Source organism: Variovorax sp. DAIF25, from assembly GCF_050711835.1.
In the GTDB taxonomy this organism is placed as follows: Bacteria; Pseudomonadota; Gammaproteobacteria; order Burkholderiales; family Burkholderiaceae_C; genus Variovorax.
This window is the reverse complement of the sequence record NZ_CP136636.1, coordinates 3,924,715-3,944,572: the sequence shown is the minus strand read 5'-3', so window position 1 is coordinate 3,944,572 and position 19,858 is coordinate 3,924,715. Positions and strand designations below refer to the sequence as shown.

The window sequence follows — 19,858 nt, the reverse complement described above, 5'->3', positions numbered from 1 at the left end:
GCAGGACCGCGATGAACCCGAAAGGACCCCGAAAACCGTGAGCAGAATCAGCGATGTCGCCCAGCGGGCGGGTGTTTCGACCAGCACCGTGTCGAACGTGTTGAACGGCCGCGTGGACCGCATGGCGGCCGCCACCCTCGAGCGGGTGCAGGACGCCATCCGCGACCTCAAGTACCGGCCCAACACCTCGGCGCGGCAGCTCAAGACCGGGCACACGCCGCTGATCGGCCTGCTGGTGCCGTCGATGGCCAACCCGATGTACGGCTTCATCGCGCGCGAGGTCGAGACGCTGGCGCAGGAGCGCTATGGCTTTCGCATCATGATCGGCAACACCTACCGCGAGAAGGAACGCGAGGCGCGCTTCTTCGAGGACCTGATGGCGCATGGCGTGCGCGGCGTGATCATCATCTCGTCACTGATCGACGAGCAGCACGTCGAGGCCGCGGCCGAGCGCGGCCTGGTGGTGGTGAGCTACGACCGGCGCGCCACGCCCGGCGAGGCCTCGGTGATCGACCACGTCACGGTCGACAGCTTCGAGTCCTCGCGCATCGCCACCGCGCACCTGATCGAACGGGGCCACCGGCGGCTGGCCTTCGTCACGCCCTCGGGGCGCACCATGAGCCGCAACGAGAAGATCCAGGGCTTTCTCGCGGCCGCGCGCGCAGCCGGCCTCGAGGGCAGCGCGCGCGTGGTCGAGGGCCTGCCGGTCGACGAGTACGGCGACTCGATGATGAGCGAGCTGGGCCGCACCCAGGCCAGCCAGCTCGCGCAGCTGCCCGAGCGGCCCACCGGCGTGGTCGGCGTCAACGACCTGCTGGCCTACGGCCTGATGGCGGGCTTTCGCGATGCCGGGCTCGCGGTGCCCGACGACGTGTCGGTGGTCGGCATCGACAACGTGTTCCTCTCCACCCTGATGTACCCCGCGATGACCTCGGTGCGCGTGCCGGTGCCCGAGATGGCGCAGGTGATGGTCGAGCGCGTGATGAGCCGCCTGGCCGACGGCGCGCTGCCCGCGGGCGAGTTCCTGTTCGCGCCCACGCTGGTGGCGCGCGACTCCGTGGCGCCACCGCGCGGCTGAGGCCGCCTTCTTCTTTCTTCCTGCCTTGTCCATGACCACGGTTTTCGTCAGCCATCCCCAGAGCAAGCTCGCCCACTACTTCGGCGAACGCGCGAGCAACGCGCTGCGCGCCTTCGCGCAGGTGCGCTTCAACCCCGAGGACCGCGATCTCTCGTCGCACGAGATCGCCGAACTGGCGCGCGACTGCGACGCCATCGTCTCCTACCGCCAGACCGTGGGCGACGAGGCGCTGTTCGCCGCGCTGCCCAAGCTGCAGGCCTTCGTGCGCTGCGCCATCGACATCCGCAACATCGACCTGGCGGCCGCGAGCCGCCACGGCGTACTGGTGACGCAGGCCAGCGCGGGCTTCATCGCCTCGGTGTCCGAATGGATCGTGGGCGCGATGATCGACCTCGCGCGCGGCATCAGCGCCTCGACCGCGCTCTACCACGCGGGCCTGCCGGTGCCGCCCGCCATGGGCCGCGAGCTGCGCGGCGCCACGCTCGGCGTGATCGGCTATGGGCAAATCTCACGCTACCTCTGCACCGTGGCGCAGGCGCTCAGCATGCGCGTGGTGGTGCACGATCCCTTCGCGGTGGTGGCGCAGCCCGGCATCGCGCAGGCCGGCTTCGGCGAGCTGCTCGCCCAATCCGACTTCGTGGTCTGCCTCGCGGCGGCCACCGAAGACACCGAGAACCTCATGAACGCCGCCGCCTTCGCGGCCATGCAGCCCGGTGCCTTCTTCATCAATGCCGCGCGCGGCAACCTCGTCGACGAGGACGCGCTGGTCGCGGCACTCGATGCCGGCACGATCGCGGGCTGCGCGCTCGACGTGGGCCGCGCGCCCGACCAGATGCCGTCGCCCGCGGTGGCGCGCCATCCGCGCGCGATCGCCACGCCGCACATCGGCGGCCTCACGCCGCCCGCGGTCGAGCACCAGGCGATGGAAACCGTGTCGCAACTGGCCGAGATCTTCCAGGGCCGCATGCCGAAGGGCGCGGTGAATGCCACCGAAGCCCATCGCTGGCGCCAGGCCTTCGGCGTGCCAGCCTGATCCCATTCCCATCCACCGAGAGCCCCCATGGAACCGACCCGGAACGCGCGCTATGCCGGCGCCTGCGACTGCCATGTCCACATCTACGAAGACCGCTTCCCGCTGATCCCGAACGTCGCCTGGGTGCCGCCGCACTCGCCGGTGTCGGCCTACCGCGAGCAGGTGCAGCAACCACTGGGCATCGAGCGCGCGGTGGTGGTGCAGCCCACGGGCTACGGCTTCGACAACCGCTGTACCCTCGATGCGCTGGCGCAGTTCGGCGAGGCGGCGCGCGGCATCGCGCTGCTGGCGCCCGACGCGCCCGACGCCGAGATCGCGCGTCTGCATGCGGGCGGCATGCGCGGCGTGCGCTACATGATGATCGGCGGCGTGCTGGGCTGGGAGTCGCTGCCGGGCATGGCCGCGCGCATGGCCGATGCCGACTGGATGATCAACCTGCAGCTCGACGGCCGCACCATGCCCGAGCACGAGGAGGTGCTCAGGAAGCTGCCGTGCCGGCTGGTGCTCGACCACAACGGCAAGTTCCTGGAACCGGTGGCGCCCAGCCATCCCTCGTTCCAGTCGCTGCTGCGCGTGATCGATGCCGGCCGCGTGTGGATCAAGCTCTCGGAGCCCTACGAGACCTCGAAGAGTGGCGCGCCCGGCTACGACGACGTGAGCCTGCTCGCGCGCACGCTGGCCGAGACCTTTCCCGAGCGCTGCCTGTGGGCCAGCAACTGGCCGCACCCGGGACGCGATCCGCGCCCCGAGAGCGCGCCGCTGTACGACCTGCTGTTCTCGTGGGCCGCGAGCGAGGACACGCGCCGGCGCATCCTGGTCGACAACCCGGCCGCGCTGTACGGGTTCAAGGCCTGACGCGGGCCCGGGGAGGGCGGATCCGAAGCCCGCCATAATCGGCGCTCCCGTCTTCTTGAACCGCCTCAGGTCAGCCACGCCGCGTCGAAGCCAACCTGCCTCCTGGACTTCGACCCACCCTTGCCGGTGCCGGCGCGCCCGTGTTCGAACGCTATTACCGCGAACTGCTGAACTTCCTGTCCCGCAAGGTGCCGGACCGCGCCACCGCGGCCGACCTCGCGCAGGAGAGCTATGCGCGCGTCTACGAGGCGCAGCGCGCGGGCAGCGTGGTGCGCGATCCGCGGGCGCTGCTCTACCGGGTCGCGCGCAACCTCGTCACCGACCATCACCGGCGCAGCAGCGTGCGCGCCGGGCTGGCGGACGCCGAGACCGAGGACGGCCTGGGCGAGCCCGACGACTGCATGGGCCCCGCGAGCTTCGAGCCCGATGCGGCGCTGGCCTCGAGCCAGGGGCTGGCCGCGATGATCGCCGCCATCGAGGGCTTGCCGCCGCGCTGCCGCGAGGCCTTCGTGCTCTACAAGTTCGACGGGCTCTCGTATGCCGAGGTCGCCGAGCGCATGGGCATCTCGGTGCGCACGGTCGAGATGCAGCTGCGCATCGCGATGGCGGCCTGCTGGGACTGCCTGGAGCGTGGCGGGAAATGAAGGGATCCACGATGAACCGAAGAGAGACCGCGTCCTACAGGGTTGACGCCCGTTCGTGCGTCTCCATCTCCAGGGACGCCCTCGCCTCATGAATTCGACGCCATCACCGGAAGACGCATCGCGCCTGCGAGAGGAGGTGCTCGACTGGTTCGTGCGCCGCCAGCGCGAGGGCTGGAGCGCCAGCGAGGAGCGCGAGTTCCAGGGCTGGCTGGTGGCCGACCCGCATCGCGCCGAGGCCTGGCGTGCCTGGGCCTCGCGCTGGCGGGCCGTCGACGCGATCCCGGCCGCGACCGTGGCCGGCTGGCGCGAAGGCTTCGCGGGCCGCGCTGCCGCGCCCACGCGGCGCGGTTTCATGAAACCGGCGCTGGCGCTGGCCGCCACCGGCATGGCCGTCGGCGCCGGCTACCTGGGCTGGCGCGAGCTGCAGGCGCAGCCGGTGTTCGTGCAGGCCTTCGCCACCCGGCGTGGCCAGCAGCTCGACCTGCCGCTGCCCGACGGCACGCGCCTGCGGCTCGACACCGCGACCCGCATCGAGGTGCAGCTGTTCCGCGACCGGCGCGAGGTGCGGCTGCTCGAGGGGCAGGCGGTGTTCGCCGTGCAGTCCGATGCAGAGCGGCCGTTCTCGGTGCTGGCCGGGCCGCTGGAGGTGCGCGTGGTCGGCACCCGTTTCGCCGTGCGCCACACGCCGGGAATCGACGGCGCGGACGGCACGCGGGTGTCGGTGGACGAGGGCCGGGTGCGCGTGGCGCGGCGCGACCGCGCGCAGGACGGTGCCTGGGCCGAGCCCTCGGCGGCGAGCCTGCGCGAGGCGGTCTTCCTGGTCGCCGGCCAGCAGCTCGAGAGCGATGCCCGGGGCCTGCTGGGCCCGGTGGCGGCGGTGCCGGGCGAGGGCATCGCGCCCTGGCGCGAGCACCGGCTGAGCTTCGTCGACACGCCGCTGGCGCGCGCGCTGGCCGAGCTCGAGCGCTACGGCAGCACCGGCCTGGTGGTGAACGATCCGGCCGTGGCGGCGCTGCGGCTGACCGGCACCTTCGATCCGCGCGATCCGCGCACCCTGCGCCGCGCGCTGCCGAGCGCCTTGCCGGTGCGGCTGAAGCAGGCCGGCGCGGTCACCGAACTGGTCGCCGCGCACTGAGAAAGAGGCGCCGCGGCCCGGCGCCTAAAAAAATTTTCGGAGGGACTACGGTATTTCCCACGGGTCGTGCGTCAACCCAGATGAGAACCATTTGTATTCAAAGTCTGGAAACGTAGATGAACCGATTGACATCGAAGCCGGCACCGCTGGCCCTGGCCCTGGCGCTCGCGCTGGCCCACCTGACCGCATCGGCCCAGGCGCTGCCGGCCGACCCGGTGCAGATCAGCATCGCGGCCCAGCCGCTGGCCCAGGCGCTCAACGACTGGGCGCGCCAGACCGGCGTGCAGCTCGTGGTGCAGCAGAGCCTGGTGGCGGGCAAGACCGCGCCGGCGGTCGCGGGCCGGCTCGCGCCGCGCCAGGCGCTCGACCAGTTGCTGGCCGGCAGCGGCCTGTCGGCCAGCGTGGAGGGCAATGCCGTGGTCATCCGCACGCTGGTGCCGGGCGCTTCCAACGCGTCGCTGCCGGCCGTCACCGTGCAGGCCGAGGGCGAGCAGAGCGCCACCAGCCGGGTGCAGGGCTACGTGGCCCGGCGCAGCGCCACCGGCACCAAGACCGACACGCCGATCATCGAGACGCCGCAGTCGATCTCGGTGATCACGGCCGACCGCATCGAGGCCATGGGCGCCGCCAACCTCAAGGACGCGCTGGGCTACACGCCGGGCGTGTCGACCACCACCTATGGCGCCGATTCGCGCTACGACTGGATCTCGCTGCGCGGCTTCGATGCCTACTCGCCGGGCTTCTATCTCGACGGCCTGCCGCTGCGCAACAACAGCACCTGGGGCGTGTGGCGCACCGAGAACTACGGCGCCGAGCGCATCGAGCTGCTGCGCGGGCCCTCGTCGGTGCTCTATGGCATGAGCGGGCCGGGCGGGGTGGTGAACGTGGTCAGCAAGCGCCCGACGGCGGAGCCGGTGCACGAGCTGCAATTGCAGCTGGGCGACCACGCCCGCAAGCAGGTGGCGGGCGATTTCTCGGGTGCGCTGGATGCCGAGGGCAGGCTGCTCTATCGCATCACCGGACTGCTGCGCGATGCGCAACTGCCGGCGGCCAAGGAGGCCGACGACCGCAGCTACATCGCACCATCGCTGACCTGGAAGCCGTCGAGCGACACCACGCTCACGCTGCTGTCCCAGTTCACCCGCACGCGCAGCGGTGTCTACACGCGCGCGCGGCCGCAGGTCGGCTCGCTCGATGCGACCGCGATCGGCAGCTACATCCCCTCCAGACTGTTCGTCGGCGAGCCCGGCTTCGACCGCTTCGACCAGGACCAGGAAATGGTCGGCTACCAGTTCGAGCACCGCATCGACGACACCTGGACGGTGCGGCAGAACGCACGCTATGCGCACCAGAAGCTCGATTACACGGGCACGCAGCTGCGGGGCTTCACCGCGCTGAACCCCGATGTGCCGAACGATCCGGTCAACTTCCAGCAGATGGCGCGCAGCGTGTTCGGCAGCCGCGAGAACATCGCCGCCGTGGCGCTCGACAACCAGGCGCAGGCCGACTTCCGCGTGGGCGAGGCGCAGCACAAGGTGCTGGTCGGGCTCGATTACCAGCGCACCCGGATCGACCAGGTCACCTTCAGCGGCGGCAGCGCGTCGCCGCTGAACATCTACGCGCCGGTGTATGGCGGGCCGATCGAATTGCCCGCGCCGTATTTCGACGGCATCACCCGGCTGACGCAGACCGGCCTCTACCTGCAGGACCAGATCAAGTGGGGCGAGCGCTGGTCGCTGACCCTGGGCGGGCGCTACGACGATGCCGAAAGCACGGTCTTCAGCCGCCTCGACGGCTCGACCCAGCGCATCCGTGACCACAAGTTCACCAGCCGGGCCGGCCTGGTCTACCTGCATCCGAGCGGCTGGGCGCCGTACCTGAGCTACTCGGAGTCGTTCGCGCCGACCGCCACCATCGACCCGGTCTCGGGCGACCCGTTCAAGCCCGAGAGCGGCAAGCAGTTCGAGGCCGGCGTGCGCTACCAGCCCACGGGCGGCAAGGCGATGTACAGCGCGGCCATCTTCGACCTGCGGCGCAAGAACTACATCAGCTTCGACGGCGATGCCATGCCCAGGCAGACCGGCGAGATCTCGGTGCGCGGCCTGGAGCTCGAGGCCACGGCCGAGATCGCGCCGCGCATGAACCTCACGGCCTCCTACAGCTACACGCCGCGGGCCATCGTCACGGCCAGCAGCAACGCGAGCGAGATCGGCAAGCAGGCCACGGCCGTGCCGCGCCACCGGTTCTCCGTGTGGGCCGACTACCGCTTCGCCAATGGCTTGAAGCTCGGGCTCGGTGCCCGCTACACCGGGACGAACTACGGCGACGGCGAGGCCGCGCGGCCGAGCAAGGTGCCCGCGTCCACGGTGCTCGACGCCATGCTCGGCTACGACATCGATCGCTGGACCCTGGCACTGAACCTGCGCAACCTCACCAACAAGACCTACATCGCCAACTGCGGCTACGGCAACTGCTACTACGGCTATCCGCGCACCGCGACGGCCACGGCCACCTACCGCTGGTAGGCCTCAGGAGCGCGGCATCAGCTCGTAGAAGTCGAAGCCGTTGCTGCGTCCGCCGAGGCAGCCGGCCAGCGTGTCCTCGACCTTGCGCCACAGCGCGAGCCGGTTGCGCCACTTGCGCACGCTGTGGCCCTCGTCGGGAAAGCTCAGTAAGTCCACCGGCCGGCCGAGCCGGCGCAGCTCGGCCACCACGTCGTCCGAATCCTGGCGCAGTACGCGCACGTCGTTGGCGCCGTGGATCACCAGCAGCGGCGCCTCGATGCGCTCGAGCTGCGACACCGGCGAATCGCGCAGCATGCGCGCGCGCTCCTCGGGCTGGTTCACGTCGCCGAAGAAGCGCGCGAAGTAGTGGCGGTTGCGCCAGAACGGCGGCCAGTTCTCGATCACGCGCGGCCAGTTGGCCACGCCGACGATGTCGATGCCGCAGCGGTAGTCGTGCGGCTTGCGGATCAGCTGCGAGAGCACCGAGAAGCCGCCGAAGCTGGCGCCCAGCACCGCCATGCGCCGCGGATCGGCCACGCCCTGGTCGATGGCCCACTGCGCGGCCTCGGCGATGTCCTGCTGCAGCCGGCCGCTGGTCTCGCCCGCGCCGGCCATCATGAAGGCGCGGCCGTAGCCGCTCGAGCCGCGGTAGTTGACCTGCAGCACCGCATAGCCGCGGTTCGTGAGCATCTGCACGGTGTTGAAGCCCGCGGGCAGCCAGCTGTCGCGCGTCCACGGGCCGCCATGGATGCTGATCACCAGCGGCGCCGGGCCCTGCACGCCACGCGGGCGCGCGAGGTAGCCGTGGACCTGCAGGCCGTCGGAGGCCTTGAACGCGAAGGGCTCGGTCGACGAGAAGAAGTCGTCGCCGTTCTCGCGCGGCGGCGGGGTGAGGCGTGCCAGCGCCTGGCTGTCGCGGTCGAGCAGCAGTTCGACCGTGCCGGTCTCGGTGACGGCGCGCAGCACCATGCGCCGCTGGTCGAGCGTGCTGCTCTGCGGGCGCGCGATCACGGGCTCGGTGGCGAGCCAGCCGCGCTCGCGCGCAAGCTTCATGGCGGCGGTCACCTCCGCGTCGAGCGTGGCGTCGAGGTAGCGGATGCGCGGGCGGCCGGGCTCGGAGGTCCAGGCCTGCGGCGCGCCCTCGTTCGGCGGGAAGTAGACGGCCCCGAGGTCGACCTGCGCATCCTCGGCCAGCACCTTCTCGGCGCCGGTGGCCAGGTCGGCCTCGACCAGCACCAGCTTGTCGCGCCCGATGTTGCCGAGCGCCCAGAGCCGGCCGCCGGCGCGGTCGATGCGCAGCGGCGCATAGGCATCGAAGGCCTCGATGGTCTTGAAGGGGCGCCAGCTGCCGTCGGCCTGGCGCAGCTCCATCAGCAGGTCGGAGCCGTCGACGCTGCCGAGCTGGCGCATGCGCGCGGCCGGCTCGCGCCGGGTGTCGACATACCAGGCGACCACGCGGCTGCCGGGCTCGCCGCGCGCCACCTCGCGCACGCTGCGGGTGCGCGGGTCGGCCTCGAACAGGTCGAGGCTGGTGCGGTCGTTGCGGTTGCTCGTGAAGAAGAAGTTCGGGCTGCCGGGCGCGCCGCCGATGACGCCGGCCGAGCGCACGCCGGGCCAGGGCGTGACGGCCCAGGGCCGGGCCTCGGGCGACTGGCTGTCGAGCACGAAGATCTGCGTGTTCTCGTCGCCGCTCGCGTCCTTGAGGTAGGCGATGTGGCGGCTGTCGGGCAGCCATGTGTAGGCGGACGCGTTCGCGAGCGTGCCGGTGGCGAAGCTGCGCGTGCTGGCCGACTGCACCGTGGCCGCGTCGGCGCTGTCGCGCACGGCCAGGCCCACGTCGGTGCCGACGGTCTGCACCCACAGCAGCTTGCGGCCATCGGGCGACAGCACGTGGCCGCCGACCGTGTCGACGTTGGCGACGAAGCGGCGCATCGGCACCAGCGGCGGCAGGGTCCGGTCCTGGCTGGCCTGGACCAGCGCCGGATGGGTGGGCGCGGTGGCGCAGGCGGACAGCAGCAACGCGCCGGCGGCGCAGGCCAGGGCGAGCAGGGCGGTGGGTCGAAAGTCGCGAGGCATGGTTGCAGTTCATGGAGAAGGGGCCGCCGATTGTGCGAAGCCCGACCTTGGGCGAAGCCAAAGATGGCACGTTCGTCTTTGGCTGGCCCCAAGGTCCGCGCGCGCACAATCGCCGCGTGCACATCCTGCTGATCGAAGACGACCTCGACCTGGGCCGCGCGCTGCAGGCCGCACTCAAGGTGGACGGCCTCACGAGCGAATGGCTGCGCCGCGCCCGCGACGCGCCGCGCGTGCCCGACGCGGCCGTGTTCGACTGCGTGCTGCTCGACCTCTCGCTGCCCGACGGCAACGGCTTCGAACTGCTGGCGCGCTGGCGCGGCGAGGGCGGCACGGTGCCGGTGATCGTCATCACGGCGCGCTCGGCGGTCGAGGACCGGCTGGCCGGCCTCGACGGCGGCGCCGACGACTTCGTCATCAAGCCCTTCGCCACCGCCGAGCTGATCTCGCGCATCCGCGCGGTGCTGCGGCGCTCGGCGCGTCAGGCCAGCGAGGTCTGGACGCTGGGGCCGCTGTCGATCGCGCCGCGGCGCCACCAGGCCACGCTCGCGGGCAGCGCGCTCGAGCTGTCGCCGCGCGAATTCAGGCTGCTGCTCGAACTGGCGCGCGAGCCCGGCGCGGTGGTCGCCAAGGGCGTGCTCGCGCAGCGGCTGGAACCGCTGGGCGAGCCGCTGGACTTCGCGGCGGTCGAGGTCCATGTGTCGAACCTGCGGCGCAAGATCGGCGCGACGCGCGTGCATACGGTGCGCGGCGTGGGCTACATGCTGACGCCATGAGCCGTCTGTCATTCGGATGGCCCGGCCCGAGCATCGGCCGGCGCGTGCTGGCCGCGATGCTGATCGCCTTCGTCGGCGTCTGGCTGATGCTGCTGGCCTATTTCTACGTCGAGTTCCGCCAGGCGCTCGCGGTCGACCAGGGGCTGAAGAAGCTGGGCCGCGCGATGAGCGCCTCGCTGCGCGAGGTCGACAGCGACGCGCAGGCGGTGGGCGTGATGCGTTCGACCGCGACCCAGTTCAGGACCCTGCGCATCAGCGGCAATCCGGGCGGCAGCGTGTGGATGGAACTGCGCCGGCGCGACGATGGCGCGGTGCTCTACCGCTCGGCCTCGCTTGGCGACCGGGTGCTCGACGCGCCGGCGCCGCAGGTGATCGAGCGCGATTTCGATGGCGTCTCGTACTGGGTCCACGGCACCGAGGCGGGCCGCTGGCGGCTGCAGCTCGCCGAGCCGCGCATCACGGGCTGGTGGGTGCTCGAGCGCAACGCCACGCGCCTGCTGCCCTACCTGCTGCTGGCCTTCCCGATCGTGCTGCTGCCGGTGTGGCTGGCGGTGCGGCTCGGGCTGCGGCCGCTGCAGCGGCTGGCCGACCTCATCGCGCGGCGCGGCAGCAGCGACCTGTCGCCGATCGGCTACGACCCGCCCCAGGCCGAGCTGAAGCCGCTGACCTCGGCGCTCGAACGCATGCTGCGCCAGTTGCGCGACAAGCTCACGCAGGAGCGCGCCTTCGTGCACGACGCGGCGCACGAGCTGCGCACGCCGATGGCTGTGATCGCCGCGCAGGCCCATGCGCTGGCCGGCGCGGCCGATGCCGCCGAGCGCGAGCGCGCGCAACTGCACCTGGAGCAGGCGATCGCGCGCGCCTCGCATCTCACGCAGCAACTGCTCGACCTGGCGCTGCTCGACGATGCGCAGCCCTCTGCGCCGAGGCGCGTCGACGTGGCGCAGTTCGCGCGCGGGCTGCTCGCGCAGGCGGCGCCGCAGGCCATGGCGCGCGGCATCGAGCTGGCGCTCGAGGCGCCCGACAGCCTGCCGGCCGAGGTCGACGTGCCGGCGCTGCAGTCGGTGCTCGAGAACCTGCTGCACAACGCGATCCGCCATGTGCCCGACGGCGCGCAGGTGGCGATGACGCTGCGCGTGGAAGACGGCCGCCTCGCGCTGCTGGTGGCCGACGACGGGCCCGGCATTCCCGCGGCCGAGCGCGAGCGGGTGTTCGAGCGCTTCCACCGCGGCGAGGGCGCGCACGAGACGCCGGGCTCGGGCCTGGGCCTCGCGATCGTGAAACAGGCGGTGCACCGCATGGGCGGCGAGGTCGCCATCGTCGACGGCCTGGCGCCGGGGCGCGGCGTGGGTTTCAGCGTCCGGCTGCCGCTGTCGGGCCGCACGAACACTTACGGCTGAAGGGCATCGCCCGGGTTGACAGGGGCCGCGCGCAGCTTCGATACTGAACTTGCAGGTTCATCAATCAAGCTCCAAGGAGATACCCATGCAAAGGATCGTTCCCTGCCTCTGGTTCGACGGCAATGGCGAGGAGGCATTGAAGTTCTACAGCGCGATCTTCCCGAACTCGCGCGTGACCGACACCCTGCTGTGGGGCGACGTGAATCCCGCCAAGAAGGGCTCGCTGCTCACCGCCACCTTCGAGCTCGACGGCCAGGCGTTCATGGTGCTCAACGGCGGCCCCGAGTACAAGTTCACCCCGGCCATCTCGATGTACGTGAGGTGCGAGACCCAGGCCGAGGTCGACCACTACTGGGACAAGCTGCTCGAGGGCGGCGGCCAGCCGGTGCAGTGCGGCTGGCTCACCGACCGCTTCGGCGTCTCGTGGCAGGTCGCGCCCGACGCGATCATCCGGATGTTCCAGGACAAGGATCCGGCCAAGGCCAAGCGCGCGATGGAGGCGATGATGAAGATGGTCAAGCTCGACATCGCCACCGTGAAGAAGGCCTTCGACGGCGCTTGATCGCTACACCAGCCGCTTGATCGCCTTCTTGCGCCACACCAGCTGGTAGTACGCGGTCTGCAGCAGCAGCATCGCGCCGAAGGTCACCGGGTAGGCATACCAGATGCCGTCCAGGCCGATGCGGTGGCTCATGAACCAGGCCACCGGCACCTCGAGCCCGAGCAGGCAGGCGATCGAGATCAGCGTGGGCACCAGCACCGAGCCGCTGGCGCGCATGATCCCCGACAGCGCCGAGGCCATGCCGAAGATCACCAGGCTCCACAGCATGATGTGCAGCAGCTCCTGGGCGATCTCGATCACCGGCGCGCTGGTGATGAAGAAGCCCATCAGCGGCCGCGAGAACAGGTAGCCCAGCAGCACCAGGCCGCCGGTGAGCAGCAGGTTCATCATCAGCGCCGTGCGCGCGATGGCGCCGAGGCGGTCGGCGCGGCCGGCACCGATGGCCTGCGCGCCGAGGATCGAGGCCGTGATCGCGATCGAGATGGCCGGGAACTGCACGTAGGCCACCACCTGGTTGACCGCGCCGTAGGCGGCCGTGGCGCTGGAACCGTAGCCGTTGACCAGCGACAGCAGCACCACCTCGGCCAGCGCCACCACGATCATCTGCACGCCGGTGGGCACGCCGACCTTGAGCACGGTCTTGAGCAGTTGCGGGTCGATGCGCATGCTGCGCAGGAAGGCCGCGTCGGGCGCGAGCGGGCTGTTGCGCTGGCGCAGGCGCCAGCCCAGCCACAGGGTCGCTACCAGGAACGAGAGCACCGAACCCCAGGCGCCGCTGGTCACGCCGAGCTGCGGCAGGCCGCCCCAGCCGCGGATCAGGGCCGGCGTCACGAGCATGCCGATGGTGGTGGAGATCAGCAGCGTGAGCAGCGGCGTGACGGTGTCGCCCACGCCGCGCAGCATCGCGGTCGAGATCAGGAACACGAACACGCCGGGCATCGCGATCAGCATGATCCGCGCATAGCGCGTGGCCTCGGCCAGCACGTCGGGCGGCGTGCCCAGCGCCGCCAGCAGCGGCGTGGTGAAGGCGCCGCCGAACACCGCGATCACCAGGCCCATCAGGATGCCTACGCTCAGCGTGGTGCCGGCCACCGCCTTGGCGCGGGCGACGTCGCGCGCGCCCCAGGCCTGGCCGATCAGCACCGAGGCGCCGGCGCCCAGGCCGATCACGAAGGCGATGAAGAAGAAGAACACCGGGAAGAAGCTCGAGACCGCGGCCAGCGCGGTCACGCCGATCATCTGGCCGATGTAGATGTTGTTGAGCGTGCCCGACAGCGACTGCAGGATGTTGCTCAGCAGCATGGGGGCGAGGAAGAACAGGAAGGTCTTCCACAGGGCGCGCGGCGCGCCCACGGGTGCCACGGGCGTGCCCTGGAGGCCGCTCGGGTTGGGGGCTGTGTCTGTCTTGGCGTTCATTCGTGGGTCCAGCTCGCGCCGGAGAGTTCTTGGAGGTGGGCCCGCAGGTCCTCGGGCCAGGTCGAAATGTGTTGCTCGAAGCGATCGCGCTCGAGCGCGAACAGGGCGCGCATGGCTTCCTCGAAGCCGGGCAGGTTGCCGGCCAGCGCGGTCATCACGCCGTAGGTGGCTTCCCGCGCCGCGCGTGCGGCATCGCGCCCTGCGTTGACGCGGCGCGCCTCGTCGATCAGCCGGCGCAGCGCGACCGAGGCGCCGCCGGGCTGGCGGCCCAGCCATTCCCACTGGCGCGGCAGCAGCGTGACCTCGCGCGCCACCACGCCGAGCTTGGGGCGGCCGACGCCGCGCGGCGGCTCGCCGGCCGGCGCCGGTGGCTCGCGCAGGTCGAGGTCGATCTGCGCGCCGCTGCGGTCATCGAACACCAGGTACGGCGTGTCGTCGGTGCGCGCACGCAGCGCGGCGACCAGCTCGGCGCGCGAGCCGCGTGCGATGCGGTGGAAGCCGGCGAAGGCGGTCAGGGTGGACGCGGGATCGGCGCAGGCCGGGAGGGAAGAAGTCTCGAGGGTCATGGAGGCGGAGCGGTAATTTACCCGGGCGCAATGAAGAAAGCCTGACTTTTCTTGCGCCCGGCGAATGAGGAAGGCGAGAGGGGCGGCGGGCACCGGCGAGGGCCTAGGCGCTCGGGCGCGCCGGGCCGTTGTAGCCCTGCGCGCCGTGGCAGCCGGACTCCTCGGCCCAGAGCTCGAACAGCGCCTCGAGCTCGGCCGCGCGGTCGAAGGCCGGATCGTCGCGCTCCTTCACGCGCGCCAGTTCCTCGAAGGCGAAGGCCTCGGCGCCGAGCGCGATCCAGTCCTGCTGCAGCGCCTTGTTGCGGTGGCTGCGCAGGTTGAGCTCGAAGCGCTGGCGGTTCATCGCGCCCACGATGTCGAGCGCGGCCGCGGCGAACACCCGTCCCGTCTTCAGGTTGCGGATCGCGAACACGCCGGCGGGGAGCGTGCTGTCCTTGTACTGCCGGGTGAGGGCGCGCCGTGATTCCTGGGAAAGTGTCATGGCGCCAATTTTACCCGGGTTAAATTGATCGGATCAATATACCCGGGTAAAAATAGGCGCGCGCCTCAAACGCCGCGCAGGCGCCTCCAGGCCCGCAGCGCGCGCCGGTTGAAGGCATGCACCAGCCGCCAGGGCCGGCTCTGCCGCACGAGATACAGCACCCGGTCCTTCCAGGCCTTCCAGCGCGGATACCAGCGCGCGAACAGCGGGATGCGCATCAGCGTGCCCTCGACCAACTGGAAGATCCGTGCCACCACCGCGGTGCCGGCCAGCTTGGCCGCGACCAGCACCGCCACGCCGCTGCCCGCGTGGCCGTGGCTGAACAGGAACAGCGCCACCACCTTGACCGGCAACAGCAGCAGCACCGGCAGCAGGAAGGCCAGCAGCGCGCCCCAGGGCGGCAGGCCGCGCAGCCAGGCCTCGGCGCGCGCCCACAGCGGCAGCCGGGCCAGCCGCGCCGCGAGCGCGGCCAGCGGTTCCCAGCCCCATTCCTCGAACAGCAGCAAGGGCACCAGGAGCACGGCGAACACCGTCCGTAACAACTTCCCGAAGCGGGACGGCGGCCGGCGCGGGCCAGGGGAGGAGGGTGGTTGCAAGGTGGGGAGTTGGGGGCGTGGAGCGGTCGGACAAGTGTCCGCGCCGGGAGGCCGGACGCCATTTTCACTATGGCAAACTCGCGCGCTTCATTCGACCAACGCGACCGGCCGGCCGGTCGCAGCGACAGGGACGCCACTCAGCAATGCAGAAAATCATTCGCCAGCTCGCCGCCGAAATCAAGGTGGGCGAGCATCAGGTGAAGGCCGCCGTCGAACTGCTCGACGGGGGCGCCACGGTTCCATTCATCGCGCGCTACCGCAAGGAAGCCACCGACGGCCTCGACGACACCCAGTTACGCGAGCTCGAGGCGCGCCTGAGCTACCTGCGCGAACTCGAGGACCGCCGCGCCGCGGTGGTCAAGGCCATCGACGAGCAGGGCAAGCTCACGCCCGAACTGCGCGCCGCGATCGAACTCGCGCCGACCAAGCAGGAGCTGGAAGACCTGTACCTGCCGTTCAAGCAGAAGCGCCGCACCAAGGGCCAGATCGCGCGCGAGTTCGGCATCGAGCCGCTGGCCGACAAGCTGCTGGCCGACCCCACGCTCGATCCCGCCGTGGAGGCCAAGGCCTTCCTGCAGCCCGCCACCACGCTCGACGACGGCAAGCCCGGCCCCGACTTCTCGACCGTGCCCGCGGTGCTCGACGGCGTGCGCGACATCCTCTCGGAACGCTGGGCCGAGGACGCCGTGCTGGTGCAGCGCCTGCGCGAATGGCTCTGGAACGAGGGCCTGCTCAAGTCCAGCCTGATGAGCGGCAAGGACGAGAACAACGCCGACGTCGCCAAGTTCCGCGACTACTTCGACTACGACGAGCCCATCGGCCGCGTGCCCTCGCACCGCGCGCTGGCCGTGTTCCGCGGCCGCGCGCTCGACATCCTCGACGCCAAGCTGGTGCTGCCGGTGGAGCCCGAGCCGGGCAAGCCCAGCGTCGCCGAAGGCCGCATCGCGCTGCACCTGGGCTGGAGCCATGCCGGCCGCCTGGCCGACGACCTGCTGCGCAAGTGCGTGGCCTGGACCTGGCGCGTGAAGCTCGCGCTGTCGACCGAGCGCGACCTGTTCACGCGCCTGCGCGAGGACGCCGAGAAGGTCGCGATCAAGGTCTTCGCCGACAACCTGCGCGACCTGCTGCTGGCCGCGCCGGCCGGCCCGCGCGTGGTGATGGGCCTGGACCCCGGCATTCGCACCGGCGTGAAGGTGGCGGTGGTCGATGCCACTGGCAAGCTGGTCGAGACCGCGACCGTGTTCCCGCACGAGCCGCGCAAGGACTGGGAAGGGTCGCTGCACACCCTCGGCAAGCTCAGCGCCAAGCACGGCGTGAACCTGATCGCCATCGGCAACGGCACCGCCAGCCGCGAGACCGACAAGCTCGCCGCCGACCTGATCAAGCTGCTCGCCAAGATGGCCGCCCAGGCCGGCGCGCCCGAGATGAAGGTCGACAAGGTGGTCGTCAGCGAGGCCGGCGCCTCGGTCTATTCGGCCAGCGAATTCGCGGCCCTCGAAATGCCCGACGTCGACGTCAGCCTGCGCGGCGCCGCCTCCATCGCGCGCCGGCTGCAGGACCCGCTGGCCGAGCTCGTGAAGATCGACCCCAAGAGCATCGGCGTGGGCCAGTACCAGCACGACGTGAACCAGAGCGAGCTCGCGCGCACCCTGCAGGCCGTGGTCGAGGACTGCGTGAACTCGGTGGGCGTGGACCTCAACACCGCGAGCGTGCCGCTCTTGAGCCGCGTCTCGGGCCTCTCCTCGGCCGTGGCCAAGGCCGTGGTGCGCTGGCGCGATGCCAACGGCGCCTTCGGCACCCGCAAGCAGCTGCTCGAGGTCACGGGCTTCGGCCCCAAGGCCTTCGAGCAGAGCGCGGGCTTCCTGCGCATCCGCGGCGGCACCGATCCGCTCGACGTCACCGGCGTGCATCCCGAGACCTATCCGCTGGTCGAGCAGATCATCGTCAAGACCGGCAAGCCCATCGCCGAGCTGATGGGCCGCGCCGACATGCTCAAGACGCTCAAGCCTGAGTTGTTCGCCAACGAGAAGTTCGGCGTCATCACCGTCAAGGACATCCTCGGCGAACTCGAGAAGCCCGGCCGCGACCCGCGCCCCGACTTCAAGGTGGCGCGCTTCAACGACGGCGTGGAGGACATCGCCGACCTGCAGGAGGGCATGATCCTCGAGGGCACCGTGAGCAACGTCGCCCAGTTCGGCGCCTTCATCGACCTCGGCGTGCACCAGGACGGCCTGGTCCACGTGAGCCAGCTGAGCCACAAGTTCGTCAACGACGCGCGCGAGGTCGTGAAGACCGGCGACATCGTCAAGGTGAAGGTGATGGAGGTCGACGTGGCACGCAAGCGCATCGGCCTGTCGATGAAGCTCGACGCCGCACCTGCGCGCCGCGACGGCCCGCGCGACAACCGCTTCGAAGGCGCCGGCCGCGGCCAGCAGCCGCGCCGCGACAACACGCCGCAGCCTTCGGGGCAGATGGCGAATGCGTTTGCGAAGTTGCAGGGGTTGCGCAAGTAATCCGCGCGACGCGCACGGATCCTGCTGATGGCCCTGGCATGAAAGCCCTGCGCATCTACGCCGGCCCCGCCGCGCGCCGGCACATCGAGGTCCAGGGCCTGCGGCCGCAGGATGTGCGCACCATCCCCGGCGCGGCCGGCGGTCCCAAGGGGCTGATCCTCGGGCCGATCGACCGCTTCGTCTTCGGCCAGTGGCTCACGCAATCGGACCAGCCGGTGCACCTCGTGGGCGCGTCGATCGGCGCCTGGCGGCTGGCCACGGCCTGCCTCGGCGATCCGGTCGCGGCCTTCGAGCGCTTCGAGCACGACTATGTGCGCCAGCAGTTCGAGGTGCCGCCGGGGCAGAAGCGGCTGAGCCCGCACCAGCTGAGCGAACGCTTCGCCGAGAGCCTGCAGGCCTTCTATGGCGGGCGCATCGGCGAGGTGCTCGCGCATCCGCGCTACCGGCTGCACGTGGTGACCTCGCGCGGGCGCCACATCCTCGGGCGCGAGGGCAGGGCGCGCACGCCGGTCGGCTACCTCGGCGCCTTCGCCTCGAACAGCGTGCACCGCAAGACCCTGGGCGCCTGGCTCGAGCGCTGCGTGTTCTCCACGCCCGGCGCCGAGCTGCCCTTCGGCACGCGCGACTTCCGCACCCGCCAGCATGCGCTGCGCGAGGACAACTTCAACCTGGTGCTGCAGGCCTCGTGCTCGATCCCGTTCCTGCTGGCCGCGGTGCACGACATCCCGGGCGCGCCGCGCGGCGCCTACTGGGACGGCGGCATCACCGACTACCACCTGCACCTCGACTACCAGTCGGTCGACGACGGCCTGGTGCTGTACCCGCATTTCCAGCGCGCGGTGGTGCCGGGCTGGCTCGACAAGGGGCTGCGCTGGCGCCACAAGTCCACGGGCTTCCTCGACCGCATGGTGGTGCTCGCGCCCGATCCCGACTGGGTGAAGACCCTGCCCAACGGCAAGCTGCCCGATCGCAAGGACTTCATCCATTTCCAGAACGACGCGCAGGCGCGCATCGCTGCCTGGACGCGGGCCACGCGCGAGGCCGAGCGGCTTTCGGACGAATTGCAGGAATGGCTGGCGCGCGGCAGCGCGGCCGAGATCCTTCCGCTCTGAGCGGCGCGCTCCACCGCGCGCCGGGCAAACCCTGAACGGGCACGCGGCCCGCGCTTCGAGAATGGCCTGCATGCCGTCCGGCCCGGACGGCCCATAACAAGCAGGAGACCGTTCCCGATGCCCCATGCCCTGATGTCGCGCCGACGCTTCGCCATCGCCACCTCCGCCGCCGGTGCGGCCGCCACGCTCGGCCTGCCGGTGCTCGCGCAAAGTGCCTGGCCCAGCAAGCCGATCCGCATCGTCGTGCCCTACACGCCCGGCGGCTTCACCGACCAGATGGCGCGGCTGGTGCAGATCGGGCTGCAGACCCGGCTGGGCCAGCCGGTGCTGATCGACAACAAGCCCGGCGCCAACAGCCTGATCGGCGTGGATGCTGTCGCCAAGGCCGCGCCCGACGGCAGCACCTTCGGCGTGGTGATCGCGGCCTACGCAGCCAACACCTCGCTCTATCCGAAGCTGCCCTACGACCCGCGCAAGGACCTCGTGGGCGTGTCGCTGATGGGCGTGTCGCCGCTGCTCGCGGCGGTGAACCTCGATGCGCCGTTCAAGACCGCGCGCGAGCTGATCGACTACGCGCGCGCGAATCCCGGCAAGGTGAGCTTCGGCTCGTCGGGCAACGGCTCGGCCGCACACCTCACGACCGAGCTGTGGAAGTCGCTCACCAAGACCTACATGATCCACATCCCGTACCGCGGCGCGGTGCCGGCGCTGACCGACCTGATGGGCGGGCAGATCCAGCTCTTCTTCGATGCGCCGACCGGGCTCATCAACCAGGCCAAGGCCGGCAAGATTCGGCTGATCGGCGTGGCGGGCGACAAGCGGCTGCCCGCGGTGCCGGACGTGCCGACCTTCATCGAGCAGGGTTTCGCGGGCTTCACCGGCAGCACCTGGGCCGGCATGCTCGCGCCGGCCGGCACGCCGCGCGAGATCGTCAAGCGCATGTCGGACGAGGTGGCGCGCATCATCAAGAGCGACGAGACGCGCGCGAAGCTCGATGCGATGGGCACTTTCCCGGCGGGCGGCACGCCCGAGGAGTTCGATGCCTTCATCGCGTCGGAGACCGCGAAGTGGGGCGCGGTGATCCGCACCGCGGGCGTGAAGGCCGAGTAGCCAT

The 19,858-nt window shown here is 70.9% G+C and carries 17 protein-coding genes; 12 read left to right on the top strand and 5 right to left on the bottom strand.

Translation table 11 applies throughout. The annotated features are described in order from the left end of the window. The first annotated feature begins 37 nt into the window (after positions 1–37). The 6 genes from R0232_RS18370 (at position 38) to R0232_RS18345 (ending at position 7,270) form a co-directional block, all read left to right on the top strand. Entirely contained in the window at positions 38–1,078 is a 1,041-nt protein-coding gene (locus tag R0232_RS18370; protein ID WP_208508577.1) for a LacI family DNA-binding transcriptional regulator, read from the top strand. A 31-nt stretch (positions 1,079–1,109) separates the two neighbouring features. Next, positions 1,110–2,111, top strand: coding sequence for a hydroxyacid dehydrogenase (locus tag R0232_RS18365; RefSeq protein WP_431508988.1), 1,002 nt, complete (start codon positions 1,110–1,112; stop codon positions 2,109–2,111). A gap of 27 nt (positions 2,112–2,138) precedes the next feature. Continuing rightward, on the top strand, positions 2,139–2,966 hold the full coding sequence (locus tag R0232_RS18360; protein WP_431508987.1) for an amidohydrolase family protein: 828 nt from the start codon (positions 2,139–2,141) through the stop codon (positions 2,964–2,966). A gap of 140 nt (positions 2,967–3,106) precedes the next feature. After that, entirely contained in the window at positions 3,107–3,610 is a 504-nt protein-coding gene (locus R0232_RS18355; protein WP_296782652.1) for an RNA polymerase sigma factor, read from the top strand. Between the two features lie 88 nt (positions 3,611–3,698). After that, positions 3,699–4,745 carry a FecR family protein gene (locus R0232_RS18350; RefSeq protein WP_431508986.1) on the top strand — a complete coding sequence of 349 codons (1,047 nt, stop codon included), beginning with the start codon at positions 3,699–3,701 and terminating at the stop codon, positions 4,743–4,745. Positions 4,746–4,861: 116 nt separating this feature from the next. Then, positions 4,862–7,270 (top strand): TonB-dependent siderophore receptor, encoded by a 2,409-nt coding sequence (locus R0232_RS18345; protein ID WP_431508985.1) that lies wholly within the window; start codon positions 4,862–4,864, stop codon positions 7,268–7,270. A gap of 3 nt (positions 7,271–7,273) precedes the next feature. Here R0232_RS18345 and R0232_RS18340 read toward each other — a convergent pair whose 3' ends face one another. Further along, positions 7,274–9,325 carry a prolyl oligopeptidase family serine peptidase gene (locus tag R0232_RS18340; protein ID WP_431508984.1) on the bottom strand — a complete coding sequence of 684 codons (2,052 nt, stop codon included), beginning with the start codon at positions 9,323–9,325 and terminating at the stop codon, positions 7,274–7,276. A gap of 116 nt (positions 9,326–9,441) precedes the next feature. Between R0232_RS18340 and R0232_RS18335 the strand changes: the two genes are divergently transcribed. The 3 genes from R0232_RS18335 to R0232_RS18325 all read left to right on the top strand — a co-directional run bounded on the left by R0232_RS18335 (position 9,442) and on the right by R0232_RS18325 (position 12,060). Further along, positions 9,442–10,098, top strand: coding sequence for a response regulator (locus R0232_RS18335; protein ID WP_093342454.1), 657 nt, complete (start codon positions 9,442–9,444; stop codon positions 10,096–10,098). After that, positions 10,095–11,498: a sensor histidine kinase gene (locus tag R0232_RS18330; protein ID WP_431508983.1), complete on the top strand. Its 1,404-nt coding sequence runs from the start codon at positions 10,095–10,097 to the stop codon at positions 11,496–11,498. Before R0232_RS18335 ends, R0232_RS18330 begins: the two co-directional genes overlap by 4 nt. Positions 11,499–11,583: 85 nt before the next feature. After that, complete coding sequence (locus tag R0232_RS18325) at positions 11,584–12,060, top strand: VOC family protein (RefSeq protein WP_057590272.1); 477 nt, start codon at positions 11,584–11,586, stop codon at positions 12,058–12,060. Positions 12,061–12,063: 3 nt separating this feature from the next. Here the strand turns inward: R0232_RS18325 and R0232_RS18320 are convergent, their stop codons facing one another. The 4 genes from R0232_RS18320 to R0232_RS18305 form a co-directional block, all read right to left on the bottom strand. Further along, on the bottom strand, positions 12,064–13,476 hold the full coding sequence (locus tag R0232_RS18320; RefSeq protein WP_208508021.1) for an MATE family efflux transporter: 1,413 nt from the start codon (positions 13,474–13,476) through the stop codon (positions 12,064–12,066). Next, positions 13,473–14,042, bottom strand: coding sequence for a DUF2239 family protein (locus R0232_RS18315; protein ID WP_431508982.1), 570 nt, complete (start codon positions 14,040–14,042; stop codon positions 13,473–13,475). The genes R0232_RS18320 and R0232_RS18315 overlap by 4 nt, the downstream gene beginning before the upstream one ends. 103 nt (positions 14,043–14,145) lie before the next feature. Then, positions 14,146–14,523: a GIY-YIG nuclease family protein gene (locus tag R0232_RS18310; protein WP_398493682.1), complete on the bottom strand. Its 378-nt coding sequence runs from the start codon at positions 14,521–14,523 to the stop codon at positions 14,146–14,148. A gap of 65 nt (positions 14,524–14,588) precedes the next feature. Then, positions 14,589–15,053: a hypothetical protein gene (locus R0232_RS18305; protein ID WP_431508981.1), complete on the bottom strand. Its 465-nt coding sequence runs from the start codon at positions 15,051–15,053 to the stop codon at positions 14,589–14,591. A 209-nt stretch (positions 15,054–15,262) separates the two neighbouring features. On the opposite strand from R0232_RS18305, the gene R0232_RS18300 reads away from it, so the two are divergent. From R0232_RS18300 to R0232_RS18290, 3 genes are all read left to right on the top strand, one after another. Beyond that, complete coding sequence (locus tag R0232_RS18300; RefSeq protein WP_431508980.1) at positions 15,263–17,632, top strand: Tex family protein; 2,370 nt, start codon at positions 15,263–15,265, stop codon at positions 17,630–17,632. 38 nt (positions 17,633–17,670) lie between these two features. Further along, complete coding sequence (locus tag R0232_RS18295) at positions 17,671–18,744, top strand: patatin-like phospholipase family protein (RefSeq protein WP_431508979.1); 1,074 nt, start codon at positions 17,671–17,673, stop codon at positions 18,742–18,744. Between the two features lie 117 nt (positions 18,745–18,861). Further along, positions 18,862–19,854, top strand: coding sequence for a tripartite tricarboxylate transporter substrate binding protein (locus tag R0232_RS18290; protein WP_431508978.1), 993 nt, complete (start codon positions 18,862–18,864; stop codon positions 19,852–19,854). Positions 19,855–19,858: the final 4 nt, after the last annotated feature.